The organism is Limnohabitans sp., from assembly GCF_031538885.1.
Classification (GTDB): Bacteria; Pseudomonadota; Gammaproteobacteria; order Burkholderiales; family Burkholderiaceae_C; genus Limnohabitans.
The window spans coordinates 1-18945 of the sequence record NZ_JAVKLW010000042.1; the positions used below are offsets into that span (position 1 = coordinate 1).

General features: G+C 55.1%; 18 protein-coding genes and 2 tRNA genes. 8 read left to right on the top strand and 12 right to left on the bottom strand.

All coding sequences use genetic code 11. The annotated features are described in order from the left end of the window. Nucleotides 1–373: 373 nt before the first annotated feature. The 4 genes from RMS03_RS02670 to ppsA all read right to left on the bottom strand — a co-directional run bounded on the left by RMS03_RS02670 (nucleotide 374) and on the right by ppsA (nucleotide 5370). A tRNA-Arg gene (locus RMS03_RS02670) sits at nucleotides 374–450 on the bottom strand. Nucleotides 451–493: 43 nt separating this feature from the next. After that, nucleotides 494–570 (bottom strand) — tRNA-Pro (locus tag RMS03_RS02675). A 154-nt stretch (nucleotides 571–724) separates the two neighbouring features. Further along, nucleotides 725–2725 (bottom strand): VC_2705 family sodium/solute symporter, encoded by a 2001-nt coding sequence (locus RMS03_RS02680; RefSeq protein WP_310625567.1) that lies wholly within the window; start codon nucleotides 2723–2725, stop codon nucleotides 725–727. 254 nt (nucleotides 2726–2979) lie between these two features. Further along, entirely contained in the window at nucleotides 2980–5370 is a 2391-nt protein-coding gene (gene ppsA / locus RMS03_RS02685) for a phosphoenolpyruvate synthase (RefSeq protein ID WP_310625568.1), read from the bottom strand. 163 nt (nucleotides 5371–5533) lie between these two features. On the opposite strand from ppsA, the gene RMS03_RS02690 reads away from it, so the two are divergent. Continuing rightward, nucleotides 5534–6361, top strand: a complete 828-nt coding sequence (locus RMS03_RS02690; RefSeq protein ID WP_310625569.1) for a pyruvate, water dikinase regulatory protein — start codon at nucleotides 5534–5536, stop codon at nucleotides 6359–6361. 71 nt (nucleotides 6362–6432) lie between these two features. Here RMS03_RS02690 and RMS03_RS02695 read toward each other — a convergent pair whose 3' ends face one another. After that, nucleotides 6433–6840: a heme-binding protein gene (locus RMS03_RS02695; RefSeq protein WP_310625570.1), complete on the bottom strand. Its 408-nt coding sequence runs from the start codon at nucleotides 6838–6840 to the stop codon at nucleotides 6433–6435. Nucleotides 6841–7011: 171 nt separating this feature from the next. On the opposite strand from RMS03_RS02695, the gene RMS03_RS02700 reads away from it, so the two are divergent. Further along, nucleotides 7012–7698: a Bax inhibitor-1 family protein gene (locus tag RMS03_RS02700; RefSeq protein WP_310625571.1), complete on the top strand. Its 687-nt coding sequence runs from the start codon at nucleotides 7012–7014 to the stop codon at nucleotides 7696–7698. A 59-nt stretch (nucleotides 7699–7757) separates the two neighbouring features. Here RMS03_RS02700 and rlmD read toward each other — a convergent pair whose 3' ends face one another. Genes rlmD through RMS03_RS02735 form a run of 7 tightly spaced genes read right to left on the bottom strand, consistent with a single transcriptional unit; the run spans nucleotide 7758 to nucleotide 12886 of the window. Then, nucleotides 7758–9152, bottom strand: coding sequence for a 23S rRNA (uracil(1939)-C(5))-methyltransferase RlmD (rlmD, locus tag RMS03_RS02705; RefSeq protein WP_310625572.1), 1395 nt, complete (start codon nucleotides 9150–9152; stop codon nucleotides 7758–7760). Next, complete coding sequence (locus tag RMS03_RS02710) at nucleotides 9152–9934, bottom strand: peptidoglycan DD-metalloendopeptidase family protein (RefSeq protein ID WP_310625573.1); 783 nt, start codon at nucleotides 9932–9934, stop codon at nucleotides 9152–9154. Before RMS03_RS02710 ends, rlmD begins: the two co-directional genes overlap by 1 nt. A gap of 15 nt (nucleotides 9935–9949) precedes the next feature. Beyond that, a complete protein-coding gene (locus tag RMS03_RS02715; protein WP_310625574.1) occupies nucleotides 9950–10753 on the bottom strand; it encodes a protein-L-isoaspartate(D-aspartate) O-methyltransferase in 804 nt (267 codons plus the stop codon). Continuing rightward, nucleotides 10750–11508 (bottom strand): 5'/3'-nucleotidase SurE, encoded by a 759-nt coding sequence (gene surE / locus RMS03_RS02720; RefSeq protein ID WP_310625575.1) that lies wholly within the window; start codon nucleotides 11506–11508, stop codon nucleotides 10750–10752. The genes RMS03_RS02715 and surE overlap by 4 nt, the downstream gene beginning before the upstream one ends. 55 nt (nucleotides 11509–11563) lie before the next feature. Further along, nucleotides 11564–11914: an AzlD domain-containing protein gene (locus RMS03_RS02725; RefSeq protein ID WP_310625576.1), complete on the bottom strand. Its 351-nt coding sequence runs from the start codon at nucleotides 11912–11914 to the stop codon at nucleotides 11564–11566. Further along, nucleotides 11911–12645, bottom strand: a complete 735-nt coding sequence (locus tag RMS03_RS02730) for an AzlC family ABC transporter permease (RefSeq protein WP_310625577.1) — start codon at nucleotides 12643–12645, stop codon at nucleotides 11911–11913. The genes RMS03_RS02725 and RMS03_RS02730 overlap by 4 nt, the downstream gene beginning before the upstream one ends. A gap of 40 nt (nucleotides 12646–12685) precedes the next feature. Further along, a complete protein-coding gene (locus RMS03_RS02735; RefSeq protein ID WP_310625578.1) occupies nucleotides 12686–12886 on the bottom strand; it encodes a hypothetical protein in 201 nt (66 codons plus the stop codon). Between the two features lie 339 nt (nucleotides 12887–13225). On the opposite strand from RMS03_RS02735, the gene RMS03_RS02740 reads away from it, so the two are divergent. From RMS03_RS02740 to denD, 6 genes are all read left to right on the top strand, one after another. Beyond that, a complete protein-coding gene (locus tag RMS03_RS02740; RefSeq protein ID WP_310625579.1) occupies nucleotides 13226–14023 on the top strand; it encodes an FCD domain-containing protein in 798 nt (265 codons plus the stop codon). Nucleotides 14024–14139: 116 nt separating this feature from the next. Further along, nucleotides 14140–15126 (top strand): TRAP transporter substrate-binding protein, encoded by a 987-nt coding sequence (locus RMS03_RS02745; RefSeq protein ID WP_310625580.1) that lies wholly within the window; start codon nucleotides 14140–14142, stop codon nucleotides 15124–15126. A 59-nt stretch (nucleotides 15127–15185) separates the two neighbouring features. Next, nucleotides 15186–15698, top strand: a complete 513-nt coding sequence (locus RMS03_RS02750) for a TRAP transporter small permease (RefSeq protein ID WP_310625581.1) — start codon at nucleotides 15186–15188, stop codon at nucleotides 15696–15698. Next, on the top strand, nucleotides 15695–16987 hold the full coding sequence (locus RMS03_RS02755) for a TRAP transporter large permease (protein ID WP_310625582.1): 1293 nt from the start codon (nucleotides 15695–15697) through the stop codon (nucleotides 16985–16987). The genes RMS03_RS02750 and RMS03_RS02755 overlap by 4 nt, the downstream gene beginning before the upstream one ends. 15 nt (nucleotides 16988–17002) lie before the next feature. After that, nucleotides 17003–17911 carry an L-threonate dehydrogenase gene (gene ltnD, locus RMS03_RS02760; protein ID WP_310625583.1) on the top strand — a complete coding sequence of 303 codons (909 nt, stop codon included), beginning with the start codon at nucleotides 17003–17005 and terminating at the stop codon, nucleotides 17909–17911. Nucleotides 17912–17926: 15 nt separating this feature from the next. Continuing rightward, the gene (denD, locus tag RMS03_RS02765) at nucleotides 17927–18940 is read left to right on the top strand and encodes a D-erythronate dehydrogenase (RefSeq protein WP_310625584.1); all 1014 of its coding nucleotides are present in this window, start codon (nucleotides 17927–17929) and stop codon (nucleotides 18938–18940) included. Nucleotides 18941–18945: the final 5 nt, after the last annotated feature.

Genomic DNA, 18945 nt, shown 5'->3' on the forward strand with positions numbered 1-18945 from the left:
CCGTGACGGATGAGGAATTGACTATGATTGAAAACCGATTGAATCACCGCCCCAGAAAGCGACTAGGATTCAAGACACCTCACGAGGTATTCCATGCCTCGTTAAAGCGTGTTGCACTTCGTCCTTGAATCCGCCTCCAAAAGAGATAAGCCTCAAAGTCGGAAATCAATGCGATTCCACGCGTATCGTGATGCTCTAACCCAAGAACAAGACGGACATCAAAAGCAAAAAAAATTATCGTTCCTACGTGCTGACAGGCGACAAGAAGTTTCGTTGTGCCAATTTCTGTGTGAGTCCAGACGGGCAGTTGATCGGAGAAAAGAATTGCTACGTGGCGTTGAACCCAGATTGGTTGTTCAACTGATCAAAGAGATGGCCTGTCCGACAGGAATCGAACCTGTGACCCACAACTTAGAAGGTTGTTGCTCTATCCAACTGAGCTACGGACAGAAATGAAAAAAGGCCTCGCACTACGAGGCCTTTTTTGCTTTTGTGGTCGGGGCGATAGGATTCGAACCTACGACCCTCTGGTCCCAAACCAGATGCGCTACCAGGCTGCGCTACGCCCCGATACGCTTATTGTAACCCGCAAATGAGCGATTTTCGGTCGGCAGCGTGATGAACATCTCATGGGCATGTTGATTGGCAATGGCTCTGTGAAAAATGATTTTGATGGCGCTTGCGCAGGATGCGAGGTATGGTCATAAATAAGAACACATCGAACTTAATTTGAATCACGCACAAACCTACTCACCAAAACGCCCACGCACAAACCCACCGGAACACCAAAAACGCCCGAACAAACGGAGTCCAATCCCCACCACAAGGTATCCGCGGCGTGGAGGTGAAAGTGCATCTGAACCCAAGCATGGTTGGATGCGATGTAGTACAAGCTCACCGCCAAGCCTGACACCATGGCTGCAACAGCACCGATGCGTGTCATGCCACGCCAATAAATGCCGAGCAACATCACTGGGAAGAAGGTTGACGCTGCCAAAGAAAAAGCGCAGGTGACCCAAAACAAAATACTCACAGGACGGTTGGTGGCAAACCAAGCGGCTAACAAGGCAACCACCATCAACAAAATTTTGGACAGCATGACCCGGCGCAGCGGAGGTGCATGTGGGTCTGCGGTTTGAAAGTACAAATCTTGCGCCAATGCATTAGAAATGGTGAGCAACAAGCCATCTGCTGTTGAAAGTGCAGCGGCTAAAGCACCCGCGGCTAACAAGCCCGTGAACACCGAGGAAATGTGTGTGATCTCAGGCACACCCAACACGAGGTAGTCATTGAACAAACGGATGTCTGCAAATTGAACAATGCCATCTTGGTTGTGATCTTGAATACTCAACAGCGCCAGCTTGCGCAATTTCAAACGATCCGCCCAATCGGGAAGTTGGTCTAAATGTGCCCCGACCAACTCCGTCAACACGAAGGACTTGAGCAATACCGCCAAGGAAGAGGCACACAGGTAGACAACCACGATGATGAAAAGCGCCCAAACGACCGAGCGTTGTGCATCCGCAGGCGTGGCCGTTGTGTAAGAGCGCACTAGCACATGCGGCAATGCCGCCGTGCCCAACATCAAACAAAAAACCAAAGCAAGGCTGTTGAACCAACCCTGATTCCATCCCTCCAAGTTAGGCGCCTGAAATCCCACGGGGCGGCTGATGGCTTGCGCCAGCACCTCTCGCTCAGATTGCCAAGCACCGACCAAGCGATCAACCGTGGACTCGCGCCATGCAGGATTTGCTTCTAAGCGCTGAATTTCACGCAGCGGTGCATTCTCGGTTTTGGCCTTCGCCACTTGACGCATCACCATTTGACGCTCGACCTCACGCGCATACACAGGGTCGGCGATCTTTGCGTCTAAATGACTCATGCGCAGACGGATCACCTCGCGCGTTGACTGCTCAGCCGGATCGACTTCAATTTGTTGGGCTCGCGCTTCAATCTGCGGCAACGACTGTGCCGCTGCGACAGTGACAAACGGGTGACCTTGTGTCTTGAATGACACCGCCATGCCCAGCACCACCATTGATACCACAATGACCACGCACTGAACGCCTTGCGTCCACGTCACAGCACGCATGCCGCCTAAGAACGAACACAAGAGCACGCCACCCAAGGCCAAGAACACTCCCAACTCAAACGTGAGCCCCGACAACATGGAGGCCACCAAGCCAATGCCATAAATTTGCGCCACCAGATAAATGCTGGAACACAAAATAGCACCCCACGCAGCCAACCAACGCACAGCGACACTGTTGAAGCGGCGTCCTAAGAACTCAGGAATGGTGACGGCTTGCGACACATTGAGTTTGGCCGCGAATAGAAAACCTAAAAGACAAAACCCTCCCGTCCATCCTAAAAGATAGGCCAAGCCTCCCGGATGCTGGCCGTCCCCCACCAAGCCATCAGACAGCAGCAGCCCCGTCAAGCCCAGAAAGGAAGCCGCAGAAATCCAGTCAGCGGCAGTGGCCATGCCATTCAATGGCGCACTGATGCGTCGCCCAGCGACAAAATACTCTTCAGGAATTGTGGTTCGACAAAACATGCCAATCACGGCATACCCAATGATCGACAGTACCAAGAAGAACCCGTTCACCAAGGCACGGGGAACACCCGCCAAGTCAGCCAACAACAAGAGCAGCGTGACCAGTACCAAGCCCGCAAAGCCACCCAGCAACAAACGCCACGGCCAAGACTTAAGACGCATGGTCATTTTGAGGAGGCACTTGCGTGCCCCACCAAGCCAACAGAAAGTAAAGGATAGGCACGGTTTGCGCGATCCACAAAAAATGCAGCATCGTCATGTTTGGCAGCAACCAAGCTAGCGCCAAAGATCCCACGGTCAAGACGAACAACCCCAACAAACCCCACCACCCACGAACTTGCAAATTATCTGAACTTGCAAGCTCTAGGGGAGAAGAAACCTCGTCGTCAGAGGCTGCTGGCAGCTGTCGCATCAATGATGTCTTACTTCGCCAATGACTTCCACGTGTCAATCACGCTGTCTGGGTTGAGCGAGATCGAACTGATGCCCTCGTCAGCCAACCAGTGCGCAAAGTCAGGATGGTCGCTGGGGCCTTGACCGCAGATGCCAACATACTTGCCTTGCGCCAAGCAAGCCGCAATCGCTTTGCGAAGCAAGACCTTCACCGCAGGATCACGTTCGTCGAAGTCAGCGGCCAGCAACTCCAAGCCAGAGTCACGGTCTAGCCCTAAGGTGAGTTGAGTCAAGTCGTTGGAGCCGATGGAGAAGCCGTCAAAGAACTTCAAGAAGTCGTCAGCAAGGATCGCGTTGCTAGGCACTTCACACATCATGATGACCTTGAGGTCGTTCACGCCGCGCTTCAAGCCGTGCTCGGCCAACAAGTTGGTCACGCGCTCAGCTTGGCCCAAGGTTCGCACAAAGGGCACCATGACTTGCACGTTGGTCAAACCCATGTCTTCGCGCACGCGACGCATGGCTTCGCACTCCATGGCAAAGGCTTCGCCGAAGTCTTCGCTGATGTAGCGCGCTGCACCACGGAAGCCCAACATCGGGTTTTCTTCCTCAGGTTCGTAGCGACTGCCACCAATCAGTTTGCGGTACTCGTTGGACTTGAAGTCCGACAGCCGCACGATGACGGGCTTGGGATAGAACGCCGCAGCAATGGTGGCAATACCTTCGGCCACTTTGTCCACATAGAAAGCACGCGGTGAGGCATGGCCACGGGCCACCGACTCCACCGCCTTCTTCAAATCAGCATCCACATTGGGGTAGTCAAGAATCGCCTTGGGGTGGACACCAATGTTGTTGTTGATGATGAACTCCAAACGAGCCAAGCCCACACCTTCGTTGGGCAACTGGCAGAAGTCAAACGCCAACTGCGGGTTGCCGACGTTCATCATGATCTTGGTGTGGATCTTGGGCATGTCACCGCGTTGCACTTCGGTCACTTCGGTTTCAAGCAAACCGTCGTAAATCATGCCGGTATCGCCTTCAGAGCAGCTCACCGTCACCAAGGTGCCGTCTTTGAGGCGCTCGGTCGCGTCACCGCAACCCACCACCGCAGGGATGCCCAATTCACGCGCAATGATGGCGGCATGACAAGTACGGCCACCACGGTTGGTCACGATGGCGCTGGCACGCTTCATCACGGGCTCCCAGTTGGGGTCGGTCATGTCGGTCACCAGTACATCGCCGGGTTGAACCTTGTCCATCTCGCTGATGTTGTGCACCAAGCGCACAGGGCCGGTACCAATCTTTTGACCAATCGCGCGGCCTTCGGCCAACACGGTGCTGTGGCCTTTGAGCTTGTAGCGGAACTCTGATTGGCCTTTGGCTTGGCTCTTCACCGTTTCTGGACGCGCTTGCAAGATATACAAAAGGCCGTCTGTGCCGTCTTTGCCCCATTCGATGTCCATGGGACGACCGTAATGCGCCTCAATCACCGTGGCGTAATGCGCCAATTGCTCTACATCTGCGTCGGTCAATGAATAACGGTTGCGCAATTCCGTGGGCACATCGGTGGTCTTGACCAATTTGCCCGTGGCTTTTTTCTCTTCAGCTGTGGAGAACTCCATTTGCAAGAGCTTGGAGCCCAAGTTGCGGCGAATCACCGCACGCTTGCCAGCCTTCAGGGTTGGCTTGTGCACATAAAACTCATCCGGATTCACCGCGCCCTGCACCACCGTCTCGCCTAGGCCATAGCTTGAGGTGATGAACACCACGTCTTCAAAGCCTGATTCGGTGTCGATGGTGAACATCACACCCGCAGCGCCTAAGTCTGAGCGCACCATGCGCTGCACACCGGCAGACAAAGCCACATCGGCGTGGGCAAAGCCCTTGTGCACCCGGTAGCTGATGGCGCGGTCGTTGTAGAGAGAAGCAAATACTTCCTTCATCTTGTGCAGCACTTCGTCGATGCCATGTACGTTCAAAAAGGTTTCTTGCTGACCCGCAAACGAAGCATCAGGCAAATCTTCAGCGGTAGCGGATGAACGCACAGCAAACGTGGCGGCGGCATTGCCAGCAGACAAGGTGGCAAACGCATCGGCAATGGCTTTTTGCAAGTCGGCCGGGAAAGGCTGGGCTTCGACCATCGCGCGGATTTCAGCACCGGCCTCAGCCAAGGCCCGCACGTCTTCGGTGTCGAGCTTGTTCAAACGAGCGTTGATTTTGTCTGCCAAACCGTCGTACGCCAAAAATTCACGAAAAGCATGGGCAGTGGTGGCAAAGCCCGTGGGCACGCGAACATCTGTGGGCAATTGTGAAATCATTTCGCCGAGGCTAGCGTTTTTACCGCCCACCGATTCGACGTCCGTCATTCGAAGTTTTTCAAAGGGAACCACCAAGGCGGTGGGGCTGAAAAGTGCAGTCATAGACAGGCTCCAAAAGTTAAAACGGGTGCGACCATGCAGGGCGGCGACTTAGGTGTTGTTTGAATCGGTCGATCAGTCTGCGTGGCGAAATTTAATGCATCATTGTAGGTGGCCGACAACACGCTGCCTCACCCCGCCACGTGATCCCTTTTGAAAGTTTTTCATGCCCAACCCCACCGTTTTCTTTGTGTCTGACGGCACTGGCATTACTGCTGAAACCTTTGGTAACGCCATCTTGGCGCAGTTCGAAGTCAAATTTCGCCACATCCGGATTCCATTTGTCGATTCGGCCGACAAAGCACACCAAGCGGTCCGTCAAATCATTCACACTGGAGAAATTGAAGGACGTAAACCCATTGTGTTCACCACCTTGGTGAATATGGAGGTACTTGGAGTGATTCAAGACGGGTGCCAAGGTAAAAGCATGCTGATGGACATGTTCGGTACCTTTGTGAATCCGCTAGAACAAGAGCTTGGTATCAAATCCAACCACCGCGTAGGCCGCTTCTCAGACCCCAGCAAGAGTAAGGAATACCACGACCGCATTGAGGCCATCAACTTCAGCCTCGCCCATGACGATGGGCAGTTGAACCGGGATTTGGAATCCTCTGACGTGATCTTGGTCGGTGTGAGCCGCAGCGGCAAAACCCCCACCAGCCTGTATTTGGCCATGCAGCACGGACTCAAAGCCTCAAACTACCCGCTCATCCCCGAAGACTTTGAGCGCCGCCAGCTCCCCCCCGCCTTGATGCCTCACAAAAAGAAGATTTTTGGCTTGACCATCCAACCCGAGCGATTGAGTGAAATTCGCAACGAACGTCGTCCTAACTCTAAATACGCCAGCTTGCAAAACTGCCGCCATGAAGTCGCCGAAGCAGAAGCCATGATGCGCCGTGCAGGCATCCGTTGGTTGTCCACCACCAACAAAAGCATTGAAGAAATTGCCACCACCATCTTGCAAGAAATCAACCCTGAACGTTTGATTTACTGATCGCAAGCACCCACAAAAAATCCCCGCAGCACCATCCAAGCGCTACGGGGACTTGTAGTTCAAGTCGTGGTTTACAGGCCGATAGCAGCAATGCCCGCCTTGGCAATTTGCGCATCTTCGTTGGACTTCACGCCGCTCACGCCCACTGCACCGAGGCATTGGCCTTCCTTGATGATCGGCACACCGCCTTCCAACATGCCTTTGACTTCAGGGGCACTCAAGAAAGAAATGCGGCCACCGTTTATGACGTCCTCGTAAATCTTGCTCTCGCGACGACCCAGCGCGGCCGTGTGAGCTTTGGCTGGTGCGATGTGAGAAGAAATCGGTGCGGCGCCGTCCAAACGTTGCAGCGACAGCAAGTGGCCGCCGTCGTCCACGATGGCAATGGTCACAGGCCAATTGTGTTTCAACGCCTCGGCTTCAGCGGCTGCGGCAATGGCTTTGACATCTGCGGTTTCGAGAAAGTGTTTGGTCTTCATAAGGAATAAGTTTGAGGAGTCGTAAAACCCTAAGCATACCGATTCTGCAAGCCCCACTACCCCACCCAAATACAAAATTAACCGCAATAAAAATAAGCGATAGCCCTTGCACAGTTGAAACCTCTAGAATGCGCTTTATCTAAATCATCAGGTTTTACTGGAGAGCTAAACATGAATGAACACATTCAAAACATTGACTACTACGTCTTGCCCACACAAGAACGCAATCGCGTGGTGCGCAACACCTATTGGTTGCTCGCACTGAGCATGCTGCCCACCGTTTTGGGCGCATGGGTTGGCGTGACCACGGGCATCAGCTACGCCATCTCTGGCGTCATGGGCATGATTTTGATGTTGGCTGGCGCTTTCGGCTTCATTTACGCCATTGAGCGCACCAAAGAAAGCGCCACTGGCGTCTACGTGCTCTTGGGCTTCACCTTCTTCATGGGCCTCATGCTCTCGCGCATGATCGCCATGGTGCTGGGCTTTAAGAACGGCGCGGAACTGGTGATGACGGCGTTTGCAGGCACCGCAGGCGTGTTTTTCGTGATGGCCAGCTTGGCCACGGTCATCAAACGCGACCTCTCTGGCATGGGCAAGTGGCTGATGGTCGGTGTGGTGGTCTTGATGGTGGGCAGCATCATCAACGTGTTTGTGGGCTCCTCTGCTGGAATGATGGTGATCTCCGTGTTGTCCATGGCCATCTTCAGTGCCTTCATGTTGTATGACCTCAAACAAGTGATGGACGGCGGCGAAACCAACTACATCAGCGCCACACTGACCTTGTACTTGGATATCGTCAACGTCTTCCAAAGCCTGTTGGCCTTGTTGGGAATTTTTGGTGGCGAACGCGAGTAAACGCTTCTAAAACATCCATAAAAAAGGGAACTCACGGTCCCTTTTTTTGCCTCTGCGTTTCAGCTCACATCAAACACTGCCATGCTCTCGACATGGGCCGTGTGCGGGAACATGTTGACCGCGCCTGCATACGTCATGCGATACCCCGCTGAAGTCACCAACACACCGGCATCACGCGCCAAAGTAGAGGGGTTACAGCTGACATACACAATGCGCTTGGGCGGCATCCAACCTTGGCGAAGCTCGGGTTGTTGATGCATTTCGGCCAGTGCCTGCACCAGCGAGAACGCACCTTCACGCGGCGGGTCGACCAGCCATTTGTCGGCAGCGCCATCTTGGCGCAACAACTCGGGCGTCATTTCAAACAGGTTGCGCGCCACAAAACTCGTCGGTGCCAAGGGCTTATCACGGTTGGCTTGATTGAACACATAGTTCTCACCAGAGCGCACCACCAAAGCCTCGCTGCCTTCAATGCCCAACACCTCGCTGGCAAACGTGGACAAAGGCAGTGTGAAGTTACCCAAACCGCAGAACCAGTCAATCACCCGCTCATGCGATTGCACGGCCAGTAAACGCAACGCACGCGTCACCAAGACCCGGTTGATGTGTGGGTTGACCTGCGTGAAATCCGTCGGCTTGAACGGCATAGTGATGCCAAACTCAGGCAAGGCATAAGACAGCGGTTCGCCCAACGCGCCCTTCATCAAGCGCACTGTGTCTGGGCCTTTGGATTGCAGCCACCATTGCACCTGGTGCTTGTCGGCAAAGGTACGCAAAGCGGCCATGTCACTTTCGCTCAAAGGCTCCATATGGCGTAGCACCATCGCCGTTACGTGGTCGCCACAAGCCAACTCAATTTGCGGCAAGGTTTCACGGGCCTCCATGCGGCCAATGAGATGGCGCAGCGGCATGAGCATGGCGTTGACGTGCGGCGGCAAAACACGGCATTGGCGCATGTCGGCCACATAGCGGCTCTTGCGCTCGTGAAAGCCCACCAGCACCTCGCCCTTCTTCACCACATAGCGCACCGACAAACGGGCGCGGTAGCGGTAGCCCCATGAAGGGCCTTGGATAGGAGGTAACAGGGCTTCAGGCTTGACCTTGCCCAAGTGCCACAGGTTATCTTCTAGCGCACGTTGCTTGACGGCAATTTGCGCCGAAGCCTCCAAGTGCTGCATCTTGCAGCCGCCACACGCACCGGCATGTAACCCAAAGTGAGGGCAGCCGGGCGTGACGCGCTGCGAGGACTCCTGTAGAACTTCCAGCAAAGAGGCTTTTTCCCAGTTGTCCTTTTTACGATGCACATTGGCACGGACCACCTCAAAAGGCAACGCACCTTCCACAAACACCACTTTGCCATCGGGACGGTGTGCCACACCTTGCGCTTCGAGGTCTATCGACTCGATGGTCAGCGCTTGATCGGGCCATTTTTTTTCTGTCGCAATCTCAGTCATCAATTACCCGGCAAATATTTAGCGGGGTCTACTGGCTTGCCTTGGCGTCGAATCTCAAAATGCAGCTTCACTTGGTCTGCATCGCTGTTGCCCATCTCCGCAATTTTTTGACCGCGCTTGATGATTTGATCTTCTTTCACCAACAAGGTTTGGTTGTGCGCATAAGCCGTCAAGTAAGTGTTGTTGTGCTTCAAGATGATGAGGTTGCCGTAGCCACGCAAGCCAGCCCCAGCATAGACAACACGGCCATCTGCTGAAGCAAGCACAGGGTCACCCGCTTTGCCCGCAATGTCCAAGCCTTTGTTTTTAGACTCGTCGAACCCAGCAATCAAATTACCAAGCACAGGCCATTGGAAGTTGAGCGCATCATCAGCCGCCGCAGGTGCGGCTAGGGCTGGCTCCACTGGCTTGGCAGGCATGACAGAAGGCTGGGACGCTACTGGCCGCGGCGCAGCGACCGCCACATCGGATGGTGGAGGTGCCACACGCAACACTTGCCCTGTTTCAATCAAGTTGGGGTTGTCCAATTTGTTCCAACGAATGATGTCGCGCCAGCTTTGCCCGTTGTCCATACCAATACGAATCAAGGTATCGCCGGGCTTGACGGTGTAGTAGCCGATCTTGTCTGCGTTCTCCGCACCAGGCCACACGCGTATGGCGCCACCACGGGCACCACTGATCGAGTGGTCATCCACAGGCGCGAGGCGGCCTTTGTTAGCGCAACCCGACAGCGCTGCCACTGTCACCAGGGCAGCAAGACCCCACATACCGGCACGAAACATGCGTTTTTCTCCCAATCAAGCAATGCCTGATTTTAGAGGCACGAAGTTCACCGCTTCTAAAAGCGCTTGTTGCAAGCCTTGCGGAGTTTTGTCAATCACCACCAAGGCCTGTTGCCCCGAACTCGTCTGGGTTGGAGCAACCAAGCGCCCGCCCATCGCCAACTGCTCAATCCAAGCCTGTGGCACGGCATCGCCACCTGCCGCAGAGATGATGGCGCTGTACGGCGCCCCTTGGGCGTAGCCCAACATCCCATCGCCAAAAATCATGTGCACATTGGGCAGGCGCAAAGGACGCAAATTCTCCCGCGCTTTGTCATGCAAGCCGCGCAAGCGCTCGATGCTGTACACCTCACGTGCCACACATGCCAGCACCGCCGCTTGGTAGCCGCAACCCGTGCCAATCTCTAGCACGCGCCCCATCCACGGCTCGCCTTGCAGGCCAGGTGCTTCGCGCAGTAAAGCAATCATGCGTGCCACCACACTGGGCTTGGAAATGGTTTGTCCCAAACCAATGGGCAAACTGGTGTCCTCATAGGACTGGTTGACCAAGGCACTGTCCACAAAGCGGTGACGCTCCACGCGGCCCATCGCCTCGAGCACCCCTGCATCCGCAATGCCCTGCTCGGCCAACTTTTGTACCATGCGCGCTCGGATGGTGGATGAATCCAAGCCCACCCCTGTGGGGCTGACCATACCCGCGGCCTTGCTACGCGCCATCGACTGCGGCGTGACCACCCGCGTGGCCCCCAACAATGTTTTGGGCGTCGCTTGTGGCTTGCCTGAATCTAAGCGTGCAGGAAAACTGGGGCGCTGCTTCATGCCTGCGCCCCATGCAAACGCTGCGACCATGCAGGCAAACTGGCATGCTCGGTCAAGTCCACGTGCAGTGGCGTGACCGACACATGGCCTTCGAAGGTGGCATGAAAATCGGTGCCATCGCTGTCGTCTTTGGCAGCGCCCGCACTGCCAATCCAGTACATGGTTTCACCGCGTGGACTGGTTTGTGTGATAACACGTTCGGCGGAATGTCGGCGCCCCAGGCGCGTCACACGCAAAGGTTTGATCTGCGCTAGCGGGTGGTTGGGAATGTTCACATTCAACAACCAAGGCTCGCCCGCCACCTGAGTTTTTTGCATCATGTGCTGCACCAACTCGCGGGCTTTGGCAGCGGCGGCATCGATATGGCCCCAGCCTTTCTCCACTTGCGAGAAGGCTATGGCAGGCACGCCAAACAAATACCCTTCCATGGCTGCACCAACGGTACCCGAGTAAATCGTGTCGTCGCCCATGTTGGCGCCGTTGTTGATGCCCGAGACCACCAGATCGGGCTTGTAATCCAGCAAGCCCGTCAGCGCGATGTGAACGCAATCAGCGGGGGTGCCATTCACATAACGAAAGCCGTTGCTGGCTTGGTTCACATACAGCGGTGAATGCAGCGTCAACGCATTGGACTTGGCACTGTTGTTGTGCTCAGGCGCGACCACCTCAACACGGCCTAAATCTTTAAGCGCTTCGTAGAGAGCCACGATGCCTGGGGCTTGAAAGCCATCGTCATTGGAAATCAGGATATTCATGATGCCTTAAAGTTGCCCGCGAATTGTAGGTTCGGGCTACAACCGCCGCTCAAGGCTAAGGGTTGGCGCGAATCACACCATACGCCAGCATCAGCAAGGTGCCCGTGAGCAAGGCCGGCACCAAACGGCGCTGCGGGTGCGACACCATCACCGCCAAACTCAGGCCACCAATCAGCACCCGCAACAGCAAAGGCACGGTGGCGAGCAAACCCAAGGGCATCACCACCATGCGCACGGTCAGCGCGGCCACCATGGCATAGGTCACGGCGGAGAGCCAGCGAAACACCTCACTGTCTTGGTGAATGTGGCCGGACAACTTCACACCAACCGCGCGGCAAATGTAGGTACCGATGCAAGCTGCACTTAGTGCCAGCCACACGCCCGCGCCTTGCATCTCGGCATTCATGGCAACACCTCTGCCGGCGCTGGGCGCAACCAACGGCGGTCAGCCACATAAGCCAAAGTACCCGCCACCAAACCGGTCAGCAACAAACTGCTGTTTGCATCCAACACATAAAAGGCCGGACCCAAGACGCAGCCCAAACCAATCGCGATGCGATTGATCCACGGCTTGACCTCGGTGAACGTGAGCAAAAAAAACAAGGGGTTGATGAACACCAAACCCAGCGTGACCGCAGCAGGCACCCAGCCTGCCACGACATAGCCAAGCACCGTACCCATCGGTGCGATCAACCAACATGGCAAGGCCAAGCCAATGAAGTAATTCAAGCGGTGCTTGGGGGACATGCGCGGAAACTCACGCATCGACACCGCCCATGCCGTCATGGCCAGCATGTGCACCCACAGATACAGCAGTGGGTTGCGATCGCGTCGATGGAGTTGGGGAAACAGCGTCACCACCATGGTGATGAAACGAGTGGAAGTCAAGATCACGGCAAAGCCAATAGCCAGCAAGGAGGATCCAGAGATGAACATCTCCAGCATCACCACTTGTCCCGGCAATGCAAACATCAGCAGACTGGTCAGGCCCGTCATCCAAGCATCAAAACCGTGACTGCGCCCCATGGCACCAAAGCCGACCATGCCGGCAAACAGGACTAGAACGGGAGCGCCTAGGGCATCGCGGATGCCCCGCCAAAAGGCTTCGCGCCGATTGGAGAATCGGTTCAGGATCATCGCTCAGAGCCGATTATTTTGATTCAAATTGCCTTTGAATTTACCGCCGCGTTAGATCTCCAAATCGTGGTAGTTCAAGGTGCCGAGCACTTTGCCCGTGCTGTGAATCAACAAGTGCCGCCGCCAATTCGCCGATGACGTTGCCATTGATGACGGCTTTGCCAAGCGTAAAGATAGAGCCTTTGAAAGTGATGCCCTCATCGATGACGAGGTTGTTATTGGTTGGATTGATATCAGCCATGCTCTGCTCCTTTGAATGAATCATCATACCTAAGGGAGGTCTGCACAACGCATGGATTTGCAGCGTGATTTGCAACGGAATTCACGATGTGCCGATGTGCAATTGTGTACGTCGATAGCACGATTTTTTGGGTAAGAAATCCATTTCGTCATCCCATCTTTGCAGTAGGAAGTTTGCGGACGCACTGACCCTGTGATCGTTCGATCCTGCTTCCTTGCGCGCGTCATGCGTATGACTTGCATCACACAGCAATGACAAAGCGCGTCCACCCGTTGAATTTGTCGCATATGATTTGGAAACCTTTTGTCACACCCTCATCACGAGTAGTCCATCCCACATATGCTTCGCACTCAACTAGGTGCCTCACTTTCAGAAAAGCTGGCCCAGACATTGGAAACAAGCATTCGCGAAGGCAAACTCAAAACGGGTGAAAAGCTCGCCACCGAAAACGCCTTGGTTGCCCAATACGGTGTCAGTAGAACGGTGGTGCGCGAAGCCTTTTCTCGCTTGAAAACCTTAGGACTGATTGAGACGCGCCAAGGCTCTGGTGCCTTTGTCAAACAACTGCCACTGCCCGACGCGGGAAAACTCAAACTCATCCCCGATGGCTCCATCGACGCGGTCTTGAAGGTCGTGGAAGTCAGGCGTGCGCTCGAAGCCGAATCTGCGGCACTGGCGGCAGAGCGCAGAACGCCTAAGTCGCTACAAAAAATCAAGCAAGCCATGCGCGCACTCGACAAAGCCGTGGCCAGCGGGGGCGATGGCGTGAGTGAGGATGTCGCCTTTCATGCTGCCATTGCACACGCCGCCAACAACCCGTTTCTGCTGGACACGCTGTCCTACCTGAATCAGTTCCTTGAAAACGCCACCCGCGTGACCCGCGCCAACGAAGCCACGCGTGCTGACTTAGAAGACGCCGTGCGAGACGAACATCTCGCCATCGTGCAAGCCATTGAAAAAGGTGATGCTAAAGCCGCACGTTTGGCAGGAACCAAGCACATGCTGAATGCAGCCAAACGCATTGGCAATGCGGATCCGGTTTTCTGGACCTCACAAGGCCGCGCATTGGCCAATCGCCTGCGCACCACACTGGCGCAACAGTCGACCAGCACACGCCTCAACACACCCAAAGCCTGAGCCCATCACACGGGTTACTCCCTAGCGGACGCATCCATTCCTTCTGGATAATTTGTCATACAACCTGACGGCATCCGAGCTATTTGGGTTGCGGCACTTAACTATCAGGAGACACAATGTCAACGACTTTCTTCAGCAAAAAATGGGTGACCATCCTTGCCACCACAGCCGCATTTGCTGCGTTCCCCACACAAGCACAAACCGTCTTGAAAATGGGCCATGTTCTGGCCAAAGGTTCGCACTACGACATTGGTGCCAATGTGTTCTGCGAGAACTTAGACAAAAACACCCAGGGCCGCTACAAATGTCAGGTCTACCCTGCCAGCGCCTTGGGTGGCGAACGTGAACAAGTGGAAGCTGTGCAGATTGGCACACAAGACTTAGTCATCACCTCCACCGGCCCTGTTGGCAACTTTGTGCCTGAGATGAAAATTGTGGACGTCCCCTTCTTGTTCCGTGACTACGACCACGCACGCAAAGTGTTGGACGGCAAGATCGGCCAAGACATGTTGGCCAAATTCCCAGATCACGGCTTGGTCGCTTTGGCATGGAGTGAGAACGGTTTTCGCCATATGACCAACAACAAGCGCCCCATTGTCAGCGCGGCAGATACCAGCGGCTTGAAGATGCGCACCATGGAAAACAAAGTTCATATGGAAGGCTACCGCGCATTTGGCATTCAACCCACACCTATGGCATTCCCAGAAGTGTTTGGTGCCTTGCAACAAGGCGTTGTAGATGGTCAAGAAAACCCCATCCCCGTGATCTTGGCCTCCAAGTTCTCTCAAGTGCAAAAACACCTGTCACTCACAGGTCACGTTTACTCACCAGGCCTCATCATCACGTCACCACGCATCATGAACAAGCTCAGCGATGCAGACAAAAAAGCGTTCTATGACGCAGCCACTAAGAGCGTGGCCGCCACTCGCAAAAAGGTCAATGACGACGAAGCCAACGGCATCGCTCAACTCGAGCGTGAAGGCATGCAAGTGGTCAAAAAGGTCAACAGTGCCAGCTTCAACGACGCACTCAAAGGCCTCTACGCCAGCTACGCCAAAGAATTTGGCGTAGACAAAATTGCAGCTATCCAAGCTGTGAAGTAATCGGCATTTTTCACCTTTCAGCAAGCCAGAACATTGGCTTGCTGAACATGGGACACACCATGAAATCTTTCGAAAAATATTTAATGATGGCCAACCGAGGCGTGCTGATTGCATTGCTTGCAGCCATGGCGATCATTATTTTCTCTAACGTGGTCTTGCGTTACTCCACCAACCAATCTATTGAATGGGCTGAAGAAGTGGCTCGTTACATGATGGTGTGGCTCACCTTTTTAGGCGCAGGCCCTGTGCTGCGTTACGGCGGTCATATTGCTGTCGAAAATTTACAAGACAGTTTGCCCATTGCTTGGGCACGGGCCGTTCGCATCTTCATTGCTGTGATGCTCACAGGCTTTTTCATCTTCATCATTTGGTATGGGGCCATCTATGTGGACCGAGTTCAATTCCAAATGACGCCAACCACACAAATTTCGATGTCTTGGGTCTATACCGCCATGCCTGTTGGCGGCGTGCTGTTGCTCGCACACTGGCTCCTCATTGTTCGCGACTATGTGCTCACCCGCACCTTCGCATCCGATTCACATTTCGACGCCACTGCGAGCGCATCTCTATGAGTCTGAGTGTCATCCTTCTTCTGAGCTGTTGCTTTTATTTGGCGATTGGCTTCCCCGTGGCATTTGCCTTGGGTTTCTCCACACTCACCGCCTTGGTGTTTGGTGCTGACTTTCCGCTGTTCGTCTTGCTCAAGCAAACCTACGAAGGTGTGGACAGCTTTCCCCTCATGGCGGTACCGTTTTTCATCTTGGCAGCCGAGCTGATGAGTGGCGGCTCCCTCACCGAAGTGCTGCTCAAATTTGCCGCCCAGTTTGTCGGCCACAAGCGCGGTGGCTTGGGCTACACCAATGTGGTCTCCCTCACCTTCTTCTCTGGCATCTCGGGCTCTGCCTTGGCCGATGCTGCAGGCCCGGGTTCGATGATGATTCGCATGATGGACAAAGCGGGCTACGACAAGTCATATGCCGCAGCCCTGACCGCAGCCACCGCGATTGTGGGCCCCATCATTCCTCCCTCCATCATCATGATCATCTATGCCTTGCAAGACGATCGCGTGTCGGTCGGTGCTCTGTTTATTGCGGGCTTCATCCCCGGCATCTTGATTGCTGGCGGCATGGCCGTGGTCAACTGGTATGTGTCAAAGCAACGCAACTACAAAGGCATTCCCGGCAACGAAACATTTGCCGAAAAAATGCTCGTCACTTGGAAGGCCATCCCCGCACTCTTGTTGCCCGTGATTATTTTGGGCGGCATGCGCGCCGGTTGGTTCACACCCACTGAAGCCTCGGTGGTCTCCGTGTTCTACGCCTTGGTCTGTGGCAAATGGATTTACCGCACCTTGGAATGGAAGGCAGTGCCCGACATCTTGTCGCGCTCGGCGTTAATGACGGCCTCGGTCCTCATCATCATCGGCACCTCCAACGCCTTTGCTTGGATTTTGACCATCGATGGTTTGCCCATCAAACTGGCCGAATGGATGGGCGCACAAGACATGTCTGCGTTCACCTTCTTGATCGCCGTCAACATCTTCTTGCTGATCTTTGGCATCTTCATTGAGCCTTTGCCCGGCGTGATGGTGTTGGTGCCCATCTTGGCACCGGTCGCCGCCAAGCTCGGCATTGACCCGATTCACTTTGCCATGGTCGTCATCTTCAACTTGACGCTGGGCATGATCACACCACCCGTCGGAGGACTGCTGTTCGTCACCTCCAACGTGGCCAAAGTTCCGCTGGATGCACTCACCCGAGAACTCAAACCTTTCTTGATTGCACACGCCCTGATTTTGGTCATGCTGACCTTCATCCCCGCCTTGAGCACGTGGGCGCCGCATGCCTTCGGCTTTCAATAAACACGGAATTTCTTGATGACAACAAACACCCCCAGAGCGCGCTCAGTCGGCGTGATTGGCCTTGGTGCCATGGGCCTCGGCATGGCCAGTTCACTGCGTCGTGCAGGCCACCACGTCAGCGTGTGTGATGTACGCCATGACGCTGCGAAAGCCTTTGCCAACGAAGGTGGTACCGCCTGCAAAACACCAGCAGAGTTAGCCAAATCAGTGGACATCATCGTCAGCGTCGTCGTAAATGCCGAGCAAACCGAACAAGTCTTGTTCGGCAAAGACGGTGCTGCCGCACAGATGAAGCCCGGCGCTTTGTTCATCATGTGCTCCACGGTGTACCCCAACTGGTCGGTGGCACTTGAAAAGCGTTTGAACGACATGGGCCTCTTGTACCTTGACGCCCCGATTTCTGGCGGTGCCGCCAAAGCGGCATCAGGCCAAATGACCATGATGACCTCCGGTCACGCCGACGCTTACGCACAAGCGGGCCACGTCTTGGAATGTATGGCCGCGAATGTCTACAAATTGGGGGGCCGCGCAGGCTATGGCAGCAAGGTCAAAATCATCAACCAACTGCTGGCGGGTGTCCACATTGCCGCCGCCGCAGAAGCCATGGCCTTGGGTCTGCGCGAAGGCGTGGCTGCGGATGCGCTTTATGAAGTCATCACCCACAGCGCAGGCAACAGTTGGATGTTTGAAAACCGCATGGCCCACGTCTTGAAGGGCGACTACACCCCACTGTCAGCCGTTGATATTTTTGTGAAAGATTTGGGGCTCGTACTCGACACGGCACGCGCCACCAAATTCCCACTCCCCTTGTCTTCCACGGCACACCAAATGTTCATGCAAGCCTCGACTGCAGGCCATGGGCGTGAGGACGATGCCGCCGTCATCAAAATCTTCCCCGGCATCACCTTGCCACACGCCAAATAACGCAGAGGTTCAAGTATGCGCATCCTGATTACGGGCGGCAGTGGCTTTTTGGGCACCAGCCTCGCACGCGAGTTGCTCCAGCAGCCCGCCATTCACTTGGAAGGCAAAGGCGCGGCCGCCATCACCGAAGTGGTTATGACCGACCTCGTCGCCCCCCCCGCCGACTTGCAACAAGACAGCCGCGTGCGTGCCGTGGTGGGCGACCTGAGTCATCTGCTGCACTCCCAAGCCCTGCAACTCAAAGGCATCGATGCGGTGGTGCACTTGGCCGCCGCCGTCAGCGGCGACTGCGAAGCCAATTTGGATTTGGGTTTGCAAAGTAATTTGCAAACTTCTTTGAACTTGCTGCAAGCCGCCCGCCACCAAGCCCAGCAGCCCGTGTTTGTGTTTGCCAGCTCAGTGGCCGTCTTTGGCGCACCCGCTGGACAGTCACTGCCCGACAGCATCTCCGACACACACCAACCCACCCCCCAAAGCAGCTACGGTATTCAAAAATTCATGGTCGAGCAGCTGGTGGCCGACTTCACACGCAAAGGCCTTATCCACGGCCGCAATGTGCGTTTGATGACGGTGTCAGTTCGTCCGGGCAAGCCCAACGGCGCAGCCTCCAGTTTCTTGAGTGGCATGTTCCGTGAGCCTTTGGCGGGCCAAGCCTGTACCGTACCTGTGCCAGCCGACACCCGTGTGGCGTTGGCCTCCACCGACAAAACCATGCAAGGCTTGATGTGCGCCCTGACCACCCCCGCCTCGCAATGGGGGGCGCCCACAGCGGTCAACTTACCTGCACTCACCACCACCGTCGGGGAAATGGCACACGCCTTGAAAGAAGTGGCTGGCAGCGATGTGGCAGCGCTGCTCGATTGGCAAGTCGATGCCAAAGTCCAAGCCATCGTGAGCTGCTGGCCTAGCCAATTTGACAACGACCGCGCCAAAAGTTTGGGACTTGTGGCGGACACCTCCGTCAAGAGCCTCATTCAATCGTATGCCTCACGCCACCCGCATGCCATCACCTGTGCGCTGACGTTCTGAACACA